The sequence below is a fragment of the Phenylobacterium sp. genome, assembly GCF_041916435.1.
Classification (GTDB): domain Bacteria; phylum Pseudomonadota; class Alphaproteobacteria; order Caulobacterales; family Caulobacteraceae; genus Phenylobacterium.
This window is the reverse complement of sequence record NZ_JAYRZM010000002.1, coordinates 611,626-625,346: the sequence shown is the minus strand read 5'-3', so window position 1 is coordinate 625,346 and position 13,721 is coordinate 611,626. Positions and strand designations below refer to the sequence as shown.

Here is a 13,721-nt window from a genome sequence, read left to right as displayed (position 1 = left end):
CGCGCTCGAAACGCCGGGCGCGCACGTCAAATCAAAGGAGATTTAGGTGACCTTAGAGACGAAAGCCGACGCTTCGGGGCGCGCTTCTGGCGTACTCTACCGTTCGCGACCGGAGCCGACTGGGCTGCCAGACGCTGAATACGAAGCGTTCAAGAAGAAGTTCTTTGAAGCCATCTGGCGCGACCTCGACCCCCTGGAACAGGAGATCGAGGACAACGAGCACGTCCCACATGAAATCGTGGACCCGCTACTGCGCGACATGGGCGCCTTCGGCCTGATGATCCCGCGTCGGTTTGGCGGCATCGGCCTGTCCACCACTCAGTACATGCCAATCCTTGCTGAGCTGTCCAAAATCCAGGGCGGCATCCGCGTGCTCGTGCACGTGCACAACTCAGTGAGCCACGGACTGCTCGAGATCGCTTCGGAGGCGCAGCTGCAGGCGCTGATGCCGGACGTCGCCCAAGGCTACAAGTCCGTCGCCTTCGGCCTCACCGAGCCAGATCATGGCTCGGGAATGGACATCGGCACCCACGCTGTGCGCGACGGCGACGACTATGTGATCAACGGACGCAAGTGGCTGATCACCAATTCGGACATCGCCACCCACTTCATGATTATCGCCAAGACTGACCCGTCGGCCGGCGCCGCAGGCATCAGCAGCATTCTCGTGCCGAGGGAAACCCCTGGCATGACCATCACGCCGCTACCGGAGACGATGGGATGCAAGGGCGGCGAACACGGACAGATCGACCTCGTCGACGTCCGCGTGCCGGTCAGCAACATCATCGGCCATGAGGGCGAAGGGCTGACCCAAATGGAGGAAGTCCTCGAGATCAGCCGGGTCTTCATCGCCGCCACGTCCCTGGGGACGGCCGAGCGCGCCCTGGAGCTCTCCCTCGCCTTCGCAAAGCAGAGAAAGACGTTCGGCAAGCCCCTCGCGAGCCGGCAGGCGATCCAACGCTACCTCGCTGAGATGGGCACCGACATCTACGCCCTGCGGGGAATGATCGCTGATGCAACTGCGAAGTGGGATCAGGGGAGACGCATTCCCGCCGAGGCGTCCATGTGCAAGCTCTTCGGCCTCGAGGCGGTTGGCCGCGTGACAGATCGGGCGCTCTTGACCCATGGCGGCATCGGCTACACCCGCAAGTATCCAATTGAGCGCCTCTATCGCGACGCCCGCCTGAACTGGCTGGAGGAAGGCCCCCCCACAATCCAGATGGCCGTGGCCGCCCAGACCTTCCTCAACGGCTATCGGTGGGACGCATGACCATGCCGAATTGCAGCGGCAAGGTCGCGCTTGTAGTCGGCGGCACGCGCGGCATTGGCCGCGCCACGGTGCTTAGTCTCGCCCAGTCCGGAGCGAGCGTGATCGCCGCGGGACGTTCCACGCAGGCGGCCGAGGCGGTTGCCGCGGAAGCCGCCACACTTGGCGTGCCCGCATGCGCTCTAACTCTTGATGTGGCCGACCCGGCTCAGTCGGAGCGCGCCGTCGCCGACGTTGTCGATCGCTTTGGGCAGCTCGACATCCTCGTCGCCAACGCCGGCGTCAGTCCCTATTGGACCCGATCCGAGCGCGTCACACCCGAGATGTGGGACGAGGTGATGGCGGTCAACCTGCGGGGAGCCTTCTTCGCTGTTCAGGCGGCAGGCCGTCGTATGCTGCACCAGGGTTCAGGCAGCATCGTCAGCGTCTCATCGGTCACGGCGATCGTCGGGGTGACGCGGGGCCTGCCCTATGTCTCGACCAAGGGCGGTCTCGACGCCATGACTCGGTGCCTCGCCCTCGAATGGGCCGACCGGGGCGTGCGTGTGAACGGCGTCGCGCCTGGCTACATCGAAACCGACATGACCCATGGCATGCGCGAGAACGATGCGCTTCGCCAGTCGCTGCTCGATACGGTGCCCATGGGACGCTTTGCTCAGCCTGACGAGGTCGCGGCCATGATCACCTTCCTGGCCTCCGATGAGGCTTCCTACGTCACCGGTCAGACCCTCATCGTCGACGGAGGCTTCGCGGCTGGTCGCGACTCCTCCCCCAAGCGCGCGTCCTAGGCGCGGGAGCTTCCAATGACAAAGATCTACGTCGTTGGCGTCGGCATGACGCCATTTGGCCGCCATGCCGACAAGTCGGTCAAAGACCTGACCCGTGCGGCTGTCGCCGACGCTCTGGCCGATGCAGGAGCGACAATGTCGGACGTGCAAAGCGCGTTCTTCGCCAACACGTCACAAGGAGCGCTCGAAGGCCAGTTCATGGTCGGCGGCCAGATCGCCCTACGCGCCATGGGCTTCGAGTCCATTCCGATCACCAACGTCGAGAACGCCTGCGCAAGCGGCAGCACCGCATTCCACCTGGCTTGTGCTTACCTCAAGGCCGGCATGGCCGAGGTCACGCTTGCGGTAGGCGTCGACAAGCTTTTCCACCCCGACAAGTCAAAGGTCGCGACGGTCTTCGACGGCGCCTGGGACGTCCACGACGTGCCCAATATCGTACACACCCTGATGGAACTCGGAACCGGCGTCGAGGCGCCGCCCGACCGCCTCGAGCCGGCGGGCCCGCGCAGCGTCTTCATGGATGTCTACGCGGCGTTGGCCAAATCGCACATGCGTCGCTACGGCACCACCGAACGCCAGCTGGCCGCCGTCTCCGCCAAGAACCACCGTCACTCAGTCTTCAACGCGCGATCTCAGTACCAAATGGACATGAGCATCGATGACGTACTCGCCGCCCGCATGATCTCATGGCCTTTTACGCTGCCGATGTGCTCGCCGATCAGCGATGGCGCAGCCGCAGCCATTCTCTGCACCGAGTCCGCGCTCGCCCGTTTTGGATCGAACCGCGCAATTGAGGTGCTGAGCAGCGTCCTGTGCTCCGGCAGCGACCGCAGCGCCGACGAGCCCGAGCAGCACCTATGCAGGACGGCGGCGCTAAGGGCGTACGAACAGGCGGGTCTCGGGCCTCGCGACATCGGCGTGGCCGAGGTCCACGACGCCTCGGCTTTCGCCGAACTGGTGCAGACCGAAAACCTCGGCTTCTGCGAGATCGGCCAGGGCGGTTGGCTCGCCGAGCGTGGCATGACGAGTCTGGGCGGGCGCATCCCGGTCAACCCTTCGGGCGGGCTGGAGTCCAAGGGCCACCCGATCGGCGCCACCGGCTTGGGCCAGATCTTCGAACTGGTCGGACAACTGCGTGGCGAGGCAGGGCGCCGGCAGGCGGCGGGCGCGCGGATTGCGCTCGCCGAAAACGGCGGCGGCTTCCACGGTATCGAGGAGGCCGCCGCCACCATAACCATCCTCGCGCGGTGACGCGTGTCGGACGCCTTCCCCATGGCTGAGCCAAGCGTTCTGATCGAACGCCCCTTCCCCGGCGTGGCGCGCATCCGGCTTGCCCAGCCTGAACGGATGAATGTCATCGACCTACGCATGCGCGATGACCTTCTTGCAGCCGTTCAGACCGTGCTCAACAATCCGGAGGTGCGCGCGATCATCCTGACCGGCGAGGGCGGCAACTTCTCCGCCGGCGGCGATATCGAATGGATGCGGCGAATGGCCCCCTCGGCGTTTCGGGCTTACCACCGCGACACCATCGCGATCGCCCGCCTGCTTGCGACGGCCGACAAACCAACCATCGCCGCCATCGAAGGGGTGTGCATTGGCGGGGGGGCGGGTTTTGCCCTGTGCTGCGACTATGTCCTCATGGCCCAAGGTGCGCGATTTGGGATGCCCTTCCTGCGCATCGGCCTGGTCCCCGACATGGGCTCATTTCACCTATTGGCTAGGCGTCTTGGACTTCAGGGCGCCCGGAGGTTCATCTTCGATGGAGCGATTCTGGGGGCGGCAGAGGCTGCTCGTCAGGGACTAGCCGATCATGTTCACGCCGACGACGCCGTGCAGGACGAAGCCGAAGCGCTGGCGCTGCGCTTGGCCGCGATGCCTCGTTTGGCGTTGGCCCAGACCAAATGGTTGATGGGAAGGGCCGAAGTCAACTTCTCAAGCTTCCTGGAGGATGAGTTGCAGGCGCAGGCGCCCTGCCTTGGCGGCTCCGAATTCCTCGAAGGCTGCACCGCCTTCCTTGAGAAGCGGCCGCCGAAATACTAGCCGCTTCGACGCTCGCAGCAGGTCGAGGTCTTGCCCTCCCCGACTTCATGGCGCCATCGTGCAGCATCGCGCTCCAACACAGCGACTCTGTCGGCCAAATGGCCGTACCCGCCGGCGCCCTCCATGGCCAGCAGGAACTCCGCTCCGACCTGCCAACAACGCTTGATGAGTGCAATCAGCTTGGACACGCCGCTTCTCCAACATCCATGGACGACTATGGAATGATATATATCATTCTATGAACTAGCAAGCCGCTCGGCGCCAGCGAGCGTTCGTTCGACAGGCCGATCCGTGGTGCGTGTCGGCCCTCCTATGCGGGACCGGGGGCGGCTTCGACTGCTGCGGCGCGGAACCTCGCCAGATGTTCACGGCTGAGCGCTACAGCTGCACGCGCCGCATCTACGGCGCCTGTCGACATGGAGTCCACGACGCCCCTCTGGAAGGAGGGGCGCTCCTGAACGCGAGCCCACCATGCGTCGAACGTATCGTCACGCTCCGCCAGGTCGAGCAGACCCAAAAGCTGCATTCTGGCGATGAAAGGAGCCAGCGCGATGTCGGCAAGACTGAGCTCGTCGCCCGCCAAGAAGTCCGCCTCGCGCACAGCCCGACTCGCATGTTCGCGGAGTCCGAACAGGGTCTTGAACGCGTAATCTGCTTCGGGCGCCTCGAGCCCATATTCGATCACACTGCGACGAACGGCGCGACGCCGCGGATCCGCAATCGCCGCGTATTGCGCTTCGCGTTGCGCTGGCGTCTGACTCTGGTACAGACGCCGCATCACGATCGCATAGGTAAGCACGCCGAGGCTTTCCAGCGCGTCGTCTGTCAACCTCAGCCAGTAGTTCATCCTGGCGCGCGCGAGCGCGCTCGCGGGTCGGAGCGGGGGTCCAGAGAACGCATCCTCCACATAGTTGAGGATGACACTCGACTCGATGATTACGGCCCCCTGGTGAGTGATCGTCGGCACCACGCCATTCGGGTTGAGACGACGATACCAGTCGCTCGCCAGATCCTCTCTCCCGATCACCTTATCCTCGAAGGAGACGCCCTTTTCGTGGAGCGCCATCAACACCTTGGCGGCGCAGGTGGCGCCAGGAAATCGGTAGAGCGCAAGCATGGATCCCTCCGCGTCCGAGACCTTGTCACTTGACAAGTCTGCCGACACCCTGCCATGAGACTTGTCAATTGACAAGGATGCCCGAGTATGGATGAAGCGTCGAATGGCGAGTTCGATCCGGGGGTGAGTGAGGGCACGCGGGAGCGGTTACTGCGGGCCGGCGCCGCCGCCTTCGCCGAGCTGGGTTATCACGCCGCGAGCACGCGCCTGATCGAGGGCGCAGCGGGCGTGAAGCGCAACTTGATCAGCTATCATTGGGGGTCAAAGGATGCGTTCTGGCGGGCCTGCATTGACCGCATGTTCAACGCACTAGGGTGCGACCTGGATATCGCCCTGCGGAAGGCGGAGCGTGCCAGCGCCGATGAGGGCGTGGAGCCGCTCCGTAGATTTGTCAGCGCCTTTGTTCGCGCCAGCGCCGCACATGCGCAGGTGCACAGCATCATGCTTGACGAAGGCAAACGCGACGAAAGTCGCCTCCGCTGGATCGTCGAGCGCCATGCTGCTCCCTTCTACGCGCGGGTCGCGTCGATATTTGATCGTGCGCGAGCTCTCGGCGCCACGCCTCACATGGACGTCGCAAGCTTCTACTACACCCTCGTGGGCGCCAGCAGCTTCTTCACGATGGCCCCGGAGCGCCGGTTGCTGACCGGACAGGGGACCCTCACCCCCGAGACGATCGACCGCCATGCCGAGTCCGTCGCGCGCATGCTCATCCGCAACGCGGAAGATACCGCTTAAATCTCGCCCAATGGAGCGCCGTTGATCGTGAACGCACCCAACGCTGAGGCCCAACTCATCTCCCCGATCAAGCTGGCGCACGTCGTCCTTCGGACAGGTCAAGCCGAGTCCGTCGTGGCCTGGTACTGCACGGTGCTGAATGCGAGGGTCGTCCTTTCGAACCCGATGATCAGCTTCCTGACCTATGACGACGAGCATCACCGCGTAGCGATCATTCAAAGGCCGGGGGTGACGCCGGCCCCGACCTCAAGCGCGGGGCTGGAGCATGTCGCTTTCACCTATCGCGGCGCGGACGAACTCTTCGCCACCTACGAACGACTGGCGAGCCAGGGGATCCGACCTTACTGGACGATCAATCACGGGCCGACCCTGTCCTTCTACTACCGCGATCCGGACGGCAATCAGGTCGAACTTCAAATAGACCTCTTTGACACTGACGCCGCGCTCGCGGCCTGGTTCGTGCGCAGCGATTTCGCCGCCAACCCAATCGGCGTGAAATTCAATGCGGACGATCTGATCCGCCGCTATCGTGCTGGCGAGCCGGCGCGGTCTCTTTTTGAGCGCCCTTTGATCGATCCAGCCCAAGTGCCCGCCCAACTGCCGGCGGGAAACGCCAACCTAACGCCGACGCCAATCGGTTGATGGACGCGAACCCATGTCCTTGTCATTCGAATTGTCCTGCGTCCGGCGGCCCAAGTTATGCGATTTAGACAAGAGCCGCCGGAGCCTATTCCGGCGTGAGAATGCCATCCGCCCCCTCGCCGATATTATCCTCTCATCAGCCCGACCAATTGTGCGTGGTGCGGAGCGGCGCTGTCTCCAAGCGCCTTAACATAGGTCTCCGACGAGCGCGCCAGGATTACCTGCGCATACGACGGGCGTGCCCGGACCCTGTCGAACCAAGCCGCTGCGGCAGGAGCGTCTTCGAGCAGACCGAACCACGCGATCCGATTTACGATTGGCGTCATTGCAGCGTCAGCCAGACTGTACTCCTCGCCGGCCAACCACGGCTGGGATGAGTTGGTCGCTTCAAGACGGTTCAGCATGCCCCCAAGCGCCTTCATAGCATCCGGAATCTGGGAGGCCTCCAACCCGTTCTCTACAACATCGCGCCGACGTTTACGGCGCACAGGATCAGGGATGGTCGCGTAGGACGCTTCTCGCGCCTCTGGGCTCATTGACAGATATCGCCGGCGGGCCGCCAGCGCATATGTCAACGCACCGAGCGCCGGATGGTAGACTTCATCAACGAGCTTCATCCACATGTTCATGGCGGCTCGATCACGGGCTGCACCAGGGCGAAGCTTTGAACCAGAGAACTCGTCCTCGATGTAGTTCATGATCACACTGGACTCAATCAATACTAGATCGTCGTGAAGGAGCGTCGGAACGACTCCGTTGGGATTGAGGTGTAGATATTCAGGTTGCACCAAAGCGTCCCGCGAGACAATCTCCTCAACATATTCGACACCCTTCTCGGCAAGAGTCAGCCTAACTTTTGCGCCACAAATTGCTTCGTTGAAGTGATACAATTTCAACATTATGCGCCTCCCGCTTGGTCACTAAACATAGACGCAACATTACTTCTTACGATCTTGCCGACGGCATTTCGAGGTAGAGAGTCGACTTGGTGCACTACTTTTGGCGCCTGTACAGATCCGACCAGCGACTTCGCAAAGCCTATGATCTCGTCTGCTGACGCGACCGCGCCCTCGCGCAAGACCACGGCGGCCTCTACTCGCTCGCCCCACTTCTCATCGGCCAGGCCGAAAACGACGCACTCGGACACTGCCGGATGTCGAGCAAGCGCCTGTTCCACGTCGCTCGGATAGACGTTAAAGCCGCCAGTAATCAGCATCTCCTTGGAGCGCCCCTTGATGAACAAGTACCCGCGCCCATCCAGGTAGCCGAGGTCGCCGGTGTGCAACCAACCACCGCGGGTCGCCTCAGCCGACAGGTCGGGGTTGTCCAGGTACCCATTCATGACCAGATCCCCCCGAATGCAGATTTCGCCGATCTCGCCCTCGGGCACGTGCCCTCCATCGGCGCCAATGATCGCGACGCGATTCATCCGACCCGGGCGCCCGACTGACCCGATCGCTGTCGGGTCAGCTAGATCCGCAGCCGTGCCAAGGGCGATGGTTTGCGGCGCCTCAACTTGGCCATAGGCCACGTCAATTCTGTCCCCAAACACTGACTGCGCTTCATGAATCTTCTCGGTCGCCATCGGCGCCGCTCCATAGCTGATGGCGCGCAATTGGTCGTAGTCGCGGCGCGTCGCCGATGGGTCGGCGAGCAAGTTGTAAATCACTGTCGGCGGCAGAAAGCACCGAGTGACGCCGCGCCGCTCCAACGCCTCAAGGATCGGTGAGGCAGCTGGCTTTTTCAGCAGAATGTGGCGCCCGCCGACGGCCAGGATTGGAAGAATGTAGACCCCGGCCGCGTGACTCAATGGGGCGGCCACGAGGTTCACTTCGTCTCGATCGTAGCCATAGGCGGCTTGCAGGTTTGCGATGGCCGTCGCGCCAGCGCGATATGATTGCATCACGCCCTTCGGCGCACCCGTGGAGCCACCCGTGTACTTAATCGCTTGAAGGTGAGCGAGACCGACGCCGCACTCACGAGGACGCCTTCCGGCCGACTGACGCAACCAGCCCGCCACGCTCTCGCGGCCAGGCCGGCCTGACGCCGCCCCGATCAGTAGCGGCGCAAGGGTGGCGTCAAAGAGATCGACGCAATCCTCATCTGCAATGACCAGCGCTGGCCGCGACGCATCGATCAGGCGATTCAGATCAGCAGATGAGCTGCGCGGGTTGAGCGCGATCCACGTGTTTCCTGACGCGTAAATCGCCAGGATCGAAATCAGGTGCTCGATCGTGTTGTGCCCACAGACCGCAATACGCGACTGCCGCTCCGGCACCCTATCTTGTATGGCGCTCGCAAGCGCGTCGACCGCGCGCGCAAGTTCGCGGTGTGTAAGCCGGCGATCTCCAGCCTCCGTTTCCACAGCGACTTGGTCGGCGGCGACCCATGCGCCCCGGTATAGACAGTCAATTGGGAACATTTCACCTCGCAGACAATCATGTATATTGCATGCAATCTTGCGAGGTGCAACTCGATCAGTCTGAGGCAGACGGCCTGCCTATCGGACGAGCTTCAAGACCGGGAAGTTGGCGGCGTCCGCCTCGTGCAGCCTCTCCAACAGGGCGCGCAGGTTCGAACGACCGTCGCGGACGTGCTGCTTCATTGTGGCCTCGGCGCGCTCAGGATCCCGCGCCATGATGGCCTCGTAGACCAGCCTATGCTGCGTCTGCGCCTTGCGAATGACGTCAAGTTGGACATCAAGCCGATCATAGGTGCCTGCGAACGTGCGCGCCGATGCGAGGGGCACAGCGTCCAAGCGGCCGACAAAATCAATCAGCACAGGATTGTCTGCAGCTTCGACGATCATGCCGTGGAAATCGCCGTTGATCTCGCTCCAAGTGCGAATGTCCTTGTGATCGAGTTCAGTCTTAAGCAGAAGCCCGTCGACCTGTAACAGACAGGACTCCAGGCTGCGCTGCTGGCGCTCGGTTAATCCCCTGCGAGCCGCCAAGCCCGCCGCCAAGCCCTCCAACTGTTCGCGCACCTCTACGGCAGCGACAATGTGGTCAATCGAAAACTGGCGAACCACAAAACCACGGTTGGGGTTGTACTCAAGCAGCCCCTCCTTTGCGAGCTCGGTAAGGGCCAAACGCACAGGCGTGCGAGACACGCTCAGCTGATCTGCGAGCGCCTTTTCGCGCAGCTTTTCGCCAGCGGCGAATTCCCCCTTCATCAGCAGCTCGCGAAGCTGCGCGATGGCGCTCTCAGTTTGCGTGGACACTCTTCAATCTACCCCAATTTTCGAAGTAATGCATGCATTTGCCCCTTGTGTGCAAGCACCCGGCCGCAGACGCCGCGTGGGAAAGCGCCCTCTGTATCTTTCGGCGCACCTCCTGCCCTTTGCGACCAGACGCGCCCTTGGCTCCCTCGCCAATCTTCCACGTAACGGCCAACGGCGTCCCCACGTTTTTTGCATGCATTTTTATTGAAATGATGCCATTTTGCATATTGCGCGCATTGTTTGCGCGCGTAGGCAATGTTTGCGGAATGAATGGGGGATGTCCTGTTGGAAGCGCAAGTTTACCCGGTAGTGATTGTCGGCGCCGGACCGGTGGGGCTCACAGCATCCTTGCTCCTGTCAGCGCTGGGCATCGAGCACCTGGTGGTTGAGCGTAGCGACCGCCTGCATGCGGCGCCCCAGGCGCACGTCCTGAAAACACGGACTTTGGAGATCTTCCGCACCTTGGGAATTGCGGACGTCGTGCATGCGCGCGCAACGCCGCGCGAGCAGCTTCGGTACATCAATTGGTTCTGGCGACTGACGAGCCCGATGATCGCGTCCCTGGATCTGTCGTCAGCGCGCTTGGGCGATTGGCTCGATGCGATCAGCCCAACGCGCGCCGCCAATTTACCTCAAGATGAGCTCGAGGAGCTGCTCGCGGAGGAAGTGACGCGACGACGCACCTCGATCCTGTTCCAGACCGAATGCACCAGGGTTGAGACCGGTGACCGGGCCGCGACGGTCACTCTGCGGGACCTGCGCACTGGCGAATTGAGAAACGTCACGGCGGACTATGTGCTGGCCGCCGATGGCGCTGGAAGCATGTTGCGACGCCAAGCCGGTATCGAGATGGTCGGCCCGACGGCCATCGCTCACTTTATCTCGATCTACTTTCACTCCGACCTCAGTCAATGGTTGGCGGATCGTCCAGCCAATGTGAACTGGTGTCTCAATCCAGACGCCACCGGCTCGCTCATCGTGCATGCGATGGCCCGTCGATCGGTTTTCATGTACCCGTATGACGCGGAGCTGGAGGGGCCGGCGGACTTCGACGAACCGCGTTGTCGAAGGATACTTGCAAGCGCGATCGGCGACGACGCCCACCCCGTCGAGATCAAAGCAATTGGAAACTGGACGATGACCGCCCAGGTCGCGGAGCGCTACCGGGCAGGTCGCTTGTTCCTCGTTGGCGACGCCGCACATCGATTTCCGCCGACAGGCGGCCTTGGGCTGAATACCGGCGTCCAGGACGCCTTCAATCTTGTCTGGAAGCTCGCCCTGGTAAGAGCCGGCTTGGCCGGTGAGGGCTTGCTCGACACCTACGAGGCGGAGTGTCAGCCGGTGGCGAAGGCGAATTGCAGTCAAAGCCTAAGCAACCAGCTTCGCAATGAGGGCGTCGCCGAAGCCCTCGGGTTGAATGGTGATCGGGAGCACGCCCTCGCCGCGTTCGCCGCATTGGACACACTGGGACCATCGAGCGAGGCCCTGCGTCAGAAGATCCAGGCCGCCGCCAACGACCAGGCGCCACACTACATCTCGTTTGGCTTGGACCTTGGGTATGTCTACGAGAACGGCGCGGTCATTCCTGACGGGTCGGAACGATCGTGGGCTGGAAGCACTGAGTACATTCCAAACACGAGGCCCGGCGCCCGCTTGCCCCACACATGGGTTGAACAGAACGGCGAACGCCTGTCGATCCACGACCTGCTGGCCTACGACCGCTTCACCCTACTCGCAGGCGAAGCCGGCCATGGCTGGATCGCGGCTGCGAAGGGAGCGGATTGGCCGCTGAAGGTGGCCCTCGTCGGCGCCGGCGCGTCGATTCATGATCCCCACGGGCAGTGGGCCGAACTGCGGGGGCACAGTCCGACCGGCGCCTTGCTGGTGAGGCCGGACGGGCATGTCGCCTGGCGCGTAGACGAGATGCCGCGCGACCCGACCTTGGCCCTCCGGACCACATTCCAGACAATTCTGCGCAGCTCTGAGAACGCCGCCCGCGTCGCATGACGCGGACGGCTCAAACGCGCCAGTCGAGGACCAGCTTGCCAAAGTGCAGGCTGGCCTTCATCCGCGCATGGGCGGACTCAACGTCATCGACGGGAAAGACCTGGTCAACCACGGCCGTCACGCGCCCTGAAGCGATCAACGGCAAAACGTTCGCCTCGACGTCCCTGACCACCTCGCCCTTGGCCGCAGGGCTCCGGGCGCGCAATGTTGAAGCCGTGACGGTCAAGCGGCGCTGCATCATCATCCGCAAGTTCGCTTCGCCCGTGGCACCGCCACTCACCGAAATGACGGCAAGCCGGCCATCGGCCGCAAGCGCCTCAAGATTGCGACCAAGATAGGGCCCGCCCACCATGTCAAGAATGACATCGACGCCCTGCCCGTCGGTGAAGGCGCGCGCTGCGGCGACGAAATCCTCCTGGGTGTAGATCGCGGCCGCGTCCGCGCCGAGCGCCAGACACCGGTCGCGTTTTTCAGCGGTTCCGACGGTGACGATCACACGATGGCCCAAAGCCTTCGCGATCTGGATCGCCATCACCCCGATGCCGCTACCTCCACCGTGAACGAGAAGGGTTTCCCCGGACGTCAGCCGCCCCCGACGCCAGATGTTATCCCATACCGTACAGGCGCTCTCGAGAAGGGCGGCCAACTGCGGCAAGGAGAGGTCGGCCGGGGCGGCGGCGGTCTGCACGGCAGGCACCGAGCAGAACTCAGCATAGCCGCCGCCGGCCAGCAGGGCGCAGACGACGTCGCCGACCTTTCGGTTCGTCACGGCCTCTCCTACCGCAACGACCACCCCTGCAGCCTCAAGTCCTAAGATGTCGGACGCGCCCGGCGGCGGCGGGTATCGGCCCTCACGCTGCGAGATGTCGGCGCGATTGACGCCAGACGCTGCGACATGCAGCAACACCTCGTCTGCGCCAATGGCCGGCAGCTCACGTCGCCCGAGTTCGACTTGGCCCGCGACGACCTCCACGACCCTCATGCTGTCGGGAAGGCGCACTACGCAGCCTCCGCCACGCAGGGGTTGTTCAGCAGGCCAATCCCATCGATCTCAACCTCCACGACATCGCCTGGCTTTAGGAACCGCGGAGGCGTTCGCGCATGGCCCGCCCCGCCGGGAGACCCCGTGGCGATCACATCTCCTGGATAAAGTGGCGTGAAGCTGGAGATGTAGGCGATCAGTTCAGAGATTGGATAGGTCAGGTCCGCAGGGGTCCCGGTCTGGTAGACCTCGCCGTTCAGGCGGGTGGTCAGCGTCGCCTTCGAAAGATCGGGAACCTCATCGACGGTCGTAAGCCAAGGACCGAAGCCTGCTGACGCCGGGAAGTTCTTACCGGCGGTGAAATGGCGCGTGTGGCGCATGAAGTCGCGCGCGCCGCAATCGTTATAGCAGGAGTAGCCTGCGACATGCTCCAAAGCGCGTTCCACCGGAATGCGCCAGCCACCGGCGCCCATAACCACGGCGAGCTCTCCTTCAAAGTCGAATTCCTGCGTCGCGCCGGGAATGACCAGGGGTTGACGATGACCTACCTGACTGTCCGCGAACCGCGCCATCAGATGCGGAAAGGCAAGCTTGGGCCGCCCTTGCGCGATCCTGTCCGACTCATAGTTGAGCAGGACCAGGAAGATCTTCTCTGGGTTGGGCACCACCGGCGCGAACTTCACGTCGCTCAGGCCAAAGTCGGTTTCCGCCGACGCCAGCGACGAGAGTCTAGCTATCCAATCTCCCGCAAGGAGCCCCCGTAGATCCTTTGGCGCGTCAGGCATGTGCGCCGCCACATCCACAACGCCGTCTCCTTTGATCACGCCGACAGCCGTCCGGCCGCCGGCGACGTAAGTCACCAGACGCATGCGTCCTCCCCTTAGGTGAAATGCGCCGAGCTCAAACCCGGCGAC

At 63.0% G+C, this 13,721-nt stretch carries 14 protein-coding genes; 7 read left to right on the top strand and 7 right to left on the bottom strand.

The window, feature by feature from the left end; translation table 11 throughout:
- The first annotated feature begins 46 nt into the window (after positions 1–46).
- The 4 genes from ACE3TA_RS07780 to ACE3TA_RS07765 are packed head-to-tail and all read left to right on the top strand — an operon-like array spanning position 47 to position 4,098.
- Positions 47–1,270, top strand: coding sequence for an acyl-CoA dehydrogenase family protein (locus ACE3TA_RS07780; RefSeq protein WP_374572231.1), 1,224 nt, complete (start codon positions 47–49; stop codon positions 1,268–1,270).
- On the top strand, positions 1,267–2,055 hold the full coding sequence (locus ACE3TA_RS07775; RefSeq protein WP_374572229.1) for an SDR family NAD(P)-dependent oxidoreductase: 789 nt from the start codon (positions 1,267–1,269) through the stop codon (positions 2,053–2,055). The genes ACE3TA_RS07780 and ACE3TA_RS07775 overlap by 4 nt, the downstream gene beginning before the upstream one ends.
- Positions 2,056–2,070: 15 nt before the next feature.
- Complete coding sequence (locus ACE3TA_RS07770) at positions 2,071–3,306, top strand: thiolase family protein (RefSeq protein ID WP_374572227.1); 1,236 nt, start codon at positions 2,071–2,073, stop codon at positions 3,304–3,306.
- A 21-nt stretch (positions 3,307–3,327) separates the two neighbouring features.
- Positions 3,328–4,098: an enoyl-CoA hydratase/isomerase family protein gene (locus tag ACE3TA_RS07765; protein ID WP_374572225.1), complete on the top strand. Its 771-nt coding sequence runs from the start codon at positions 3,328–3,330 to the stop codon at positions 4,096–4,098.
- Here the strand turns inward: ACE3TA_RS07765 and ACE3TA_RS07760 are convergent.
- Both ACE3TA_RS07760 and ACE3TA_RS07755 read right to left on the bottom strand, forming a co-directional pair.
- A complete protein-coding gene (locus ACE3TA_RS07760; protein ID WP_374572223.1) occupies positions 4,095–4,286 on the bottom strand; it encodes a hypothetical protein in 192 nt (63 codons plus the stop codon). The genes ACE3TA_RS07765 and ACE3TA_RS07760 overlap by 4 nt on opposite strands.
- Before the next feature lie 122 nt (positions 4,287–4,408).
- Positions 4,409–5,215 (bottom strand): glutathione S-transferase family protein, encoded by an 807-nt coding sequence (locus ACE3TA_RS07755; RefSeq protein ID WP_374572221.1) that lies wholly within the window; start codon positions 5,213–5,215, stop codon positions 4,409–4,411.
- Positions 5,216–5,302: 87 nt separating this feature from the next.
- On the opposite strand from ACE3TA_RS07755, the gene ACE3TA_RS07750 reads away from it, so the two are divergent.
- Both ACE3TA_RS07750 and ACE3TA_RS07745 read left to right on the top strand, forming a co-directional pair.
- Complete coding sequence (locus ACE3TA_RS07750) at positions 5,303–5,953, top strand: TetR/AcrR family transcriptional regulator (RefSeq protein WP_374572219.1); 651 nt, start codon at positions 5,303–5,305, stop codon at positions 5,951–5,953.
- Between the two features lie 27 nt (positions 5,954–5,980).
- A complete protein-coding gene (locus ACE3TA_RS07745) occupies positions 5,981–6,595 on the top strand; it encodes a VOC family protein (protein ID WP_374572402.1) in 615 nt (204 codons plus the stop codon).
- 125 nt (positions 6,596–6,720) lie between these two features.
- Here the strand turns inward: ACE3TA_RS07745 and ACE3TA_RS07740 are convergent, their stop codons facing one another.
- The 3 genes from ACE3TA_RS07740 to ACE3TA_RS07730 form a co-directional block, all read right to left on the bottom strand.
- The gene (locus tag ACE3TA_RS07740; RefSeq protein ID WP_374572217.1) at positions 6,721–7,494 is read right to left on the bottom strand and encodes a glutathione S-transferase family protein; all 774 of its coding nucleotides are present in this window, start codon (positions 7,492–7,494) and stop codon (positions 6,721–6,723) included.
- Positions 7,494–9,017: a class I adenylate-forming enzyme family protein gene (locus ACE3TA_RS07735; RefSeq protein ID WP_374572215.1), complete on the bottom strand. Its 1,524-nt coding sequence runs from the start codon at positions 9,015–9,017 to the stop codon at positions 7,494–7,496. Before ACE3TA_RS07735 ends, ACE3TA_RS07740 begins: the two co-directional genes overlap by 1 nt.
- Before the next feature lie 78 nt (positions 9,018–9,095).
- The gene (locus ACE3TA_RS07730; RefSeq protein ID WP_374572213.1) at positions 9,096–9,818 is read right to left on the bottom strand and encodes a GntR family transcriptional regulator; all 723 of its coding nucleotides are present in this window, start codon (positions 9,816–9,818) and stop codon (positions 9,096–9,098) included.
- Between the two features lie 285 nt (positions 9,819–10,103).
- Between ACE3TA_RS07730 and ACE3TA_RS07725 the strand changes: the two genes are divergently transcribed.
- Positions 10,104–11,825 (top strand): FAD-dependent monooxygenase, encoded by a 1,722-nt coding sequence (locus ACE3TA_RS07725; protein ID WP_374572211.1) that lies wholly within the window; start codon positions 10,104–10,106, stop codon positions 11,823–11,825.
- 10 nt (positions 11,826–11,835) lie between these two features.
- Here ACE3TA_RS07725 and ACE3TA_RS07720 read toward each other — a convergent pair whose 3' ends face one another.
- Together ACE3TA_RS07720 and ACE3TA_RS07715 are read right to left on the bottom strand one after the other, a co-directional pair.
- Positions 11,836–12,825 carry an NAD(P)H-quinone oxidoreductase gene (locus tag ACE3TA_RS07720; protein WP_374572209.1) on the bottom strand — a complete coding sequence of 330 codons (990 nt, stop codon included), beginning with the start codon at positions 12,823–12,825 and terminating at the stop codon, positions 11,836–11,838.
- A complete protein-coding gene (locus ACE3TA_RS07715) occupies positions 12,825–13,676 on the bottom strand; it encodes a fumarylacetoacetate hydrolase family protein (RefSeq protein ID WP_374572207.1) in 852 nt (283 codons plus the stop codon). Before ACE3TA_RS07715 ends, ACE3TA_RS07720 begins: the two co-directional genes overlap by 1 nt.
- Positions 13,677–13,721: the final 45 nt, after the last annotated feature.

Bases quoted from the DNA above. Each gene is read 5' to 3' on its own strand.
- ACE3TA_RS07775 (WP_374572229.1), top strand. From the start codon at position 1,267: ATGACCATGCCGAATTGCAGCGGCAAGGTCGCGCTTGTAGTCGGCGGC.
- ACE3TA_RS07770 (WP_374572227.1), top strand. From the start codon at position 2,071: ATGACAAAGATCTACGTCGTTGGCGTCGGCATGACGCCATTTGGCCGC.
- ACE3TA_RS07765 (WP_374572225.1), top strand. From the start codon at position 3,328: ATGGCTGAGCCAAGCGTTCTGATCGAACGCCCCTTCCCCGGCGTGGCG.
- ACE3TA_RS07755 (WP_374572221.1), bottom strand. From the start codon at position 5,215: ATGCTTGCGCTCTACCGATTTCCTGGCGCCACCTGCGCCGCCAAGGTG.
- ACE3TA_RS07750 (WP_374572219.1), top strand. From the start codon at position 5,303: ATGGATGAAGCGTCGAATGGCGAGTTCGATCCGGGGGTGAGTGAGGGC.
- ACE3TA_RS07740 (WP_374572217.1), bottom strand. From the start codon at position 7,494: ATGTTGAAATTGTATCACTTCAACGAAGCAATTTGTGGCGCAAAAGTT.
- ACE3TA_RS07735 (WP_374572215.1), bottom strand. From the start codon at position 9,017: ATGTTCCCAATTGACTGTCTATACCGGGGCGCATGGGTCGCCGCCGAC.
- ACE3TA_RS07715 (WP_374572207.1), bottom strand. From the start codon at position 13,676: ATGCGTCTGGTGACTTACGTCGCCGGCGGCCGGACGGCTGTCGGCGTG.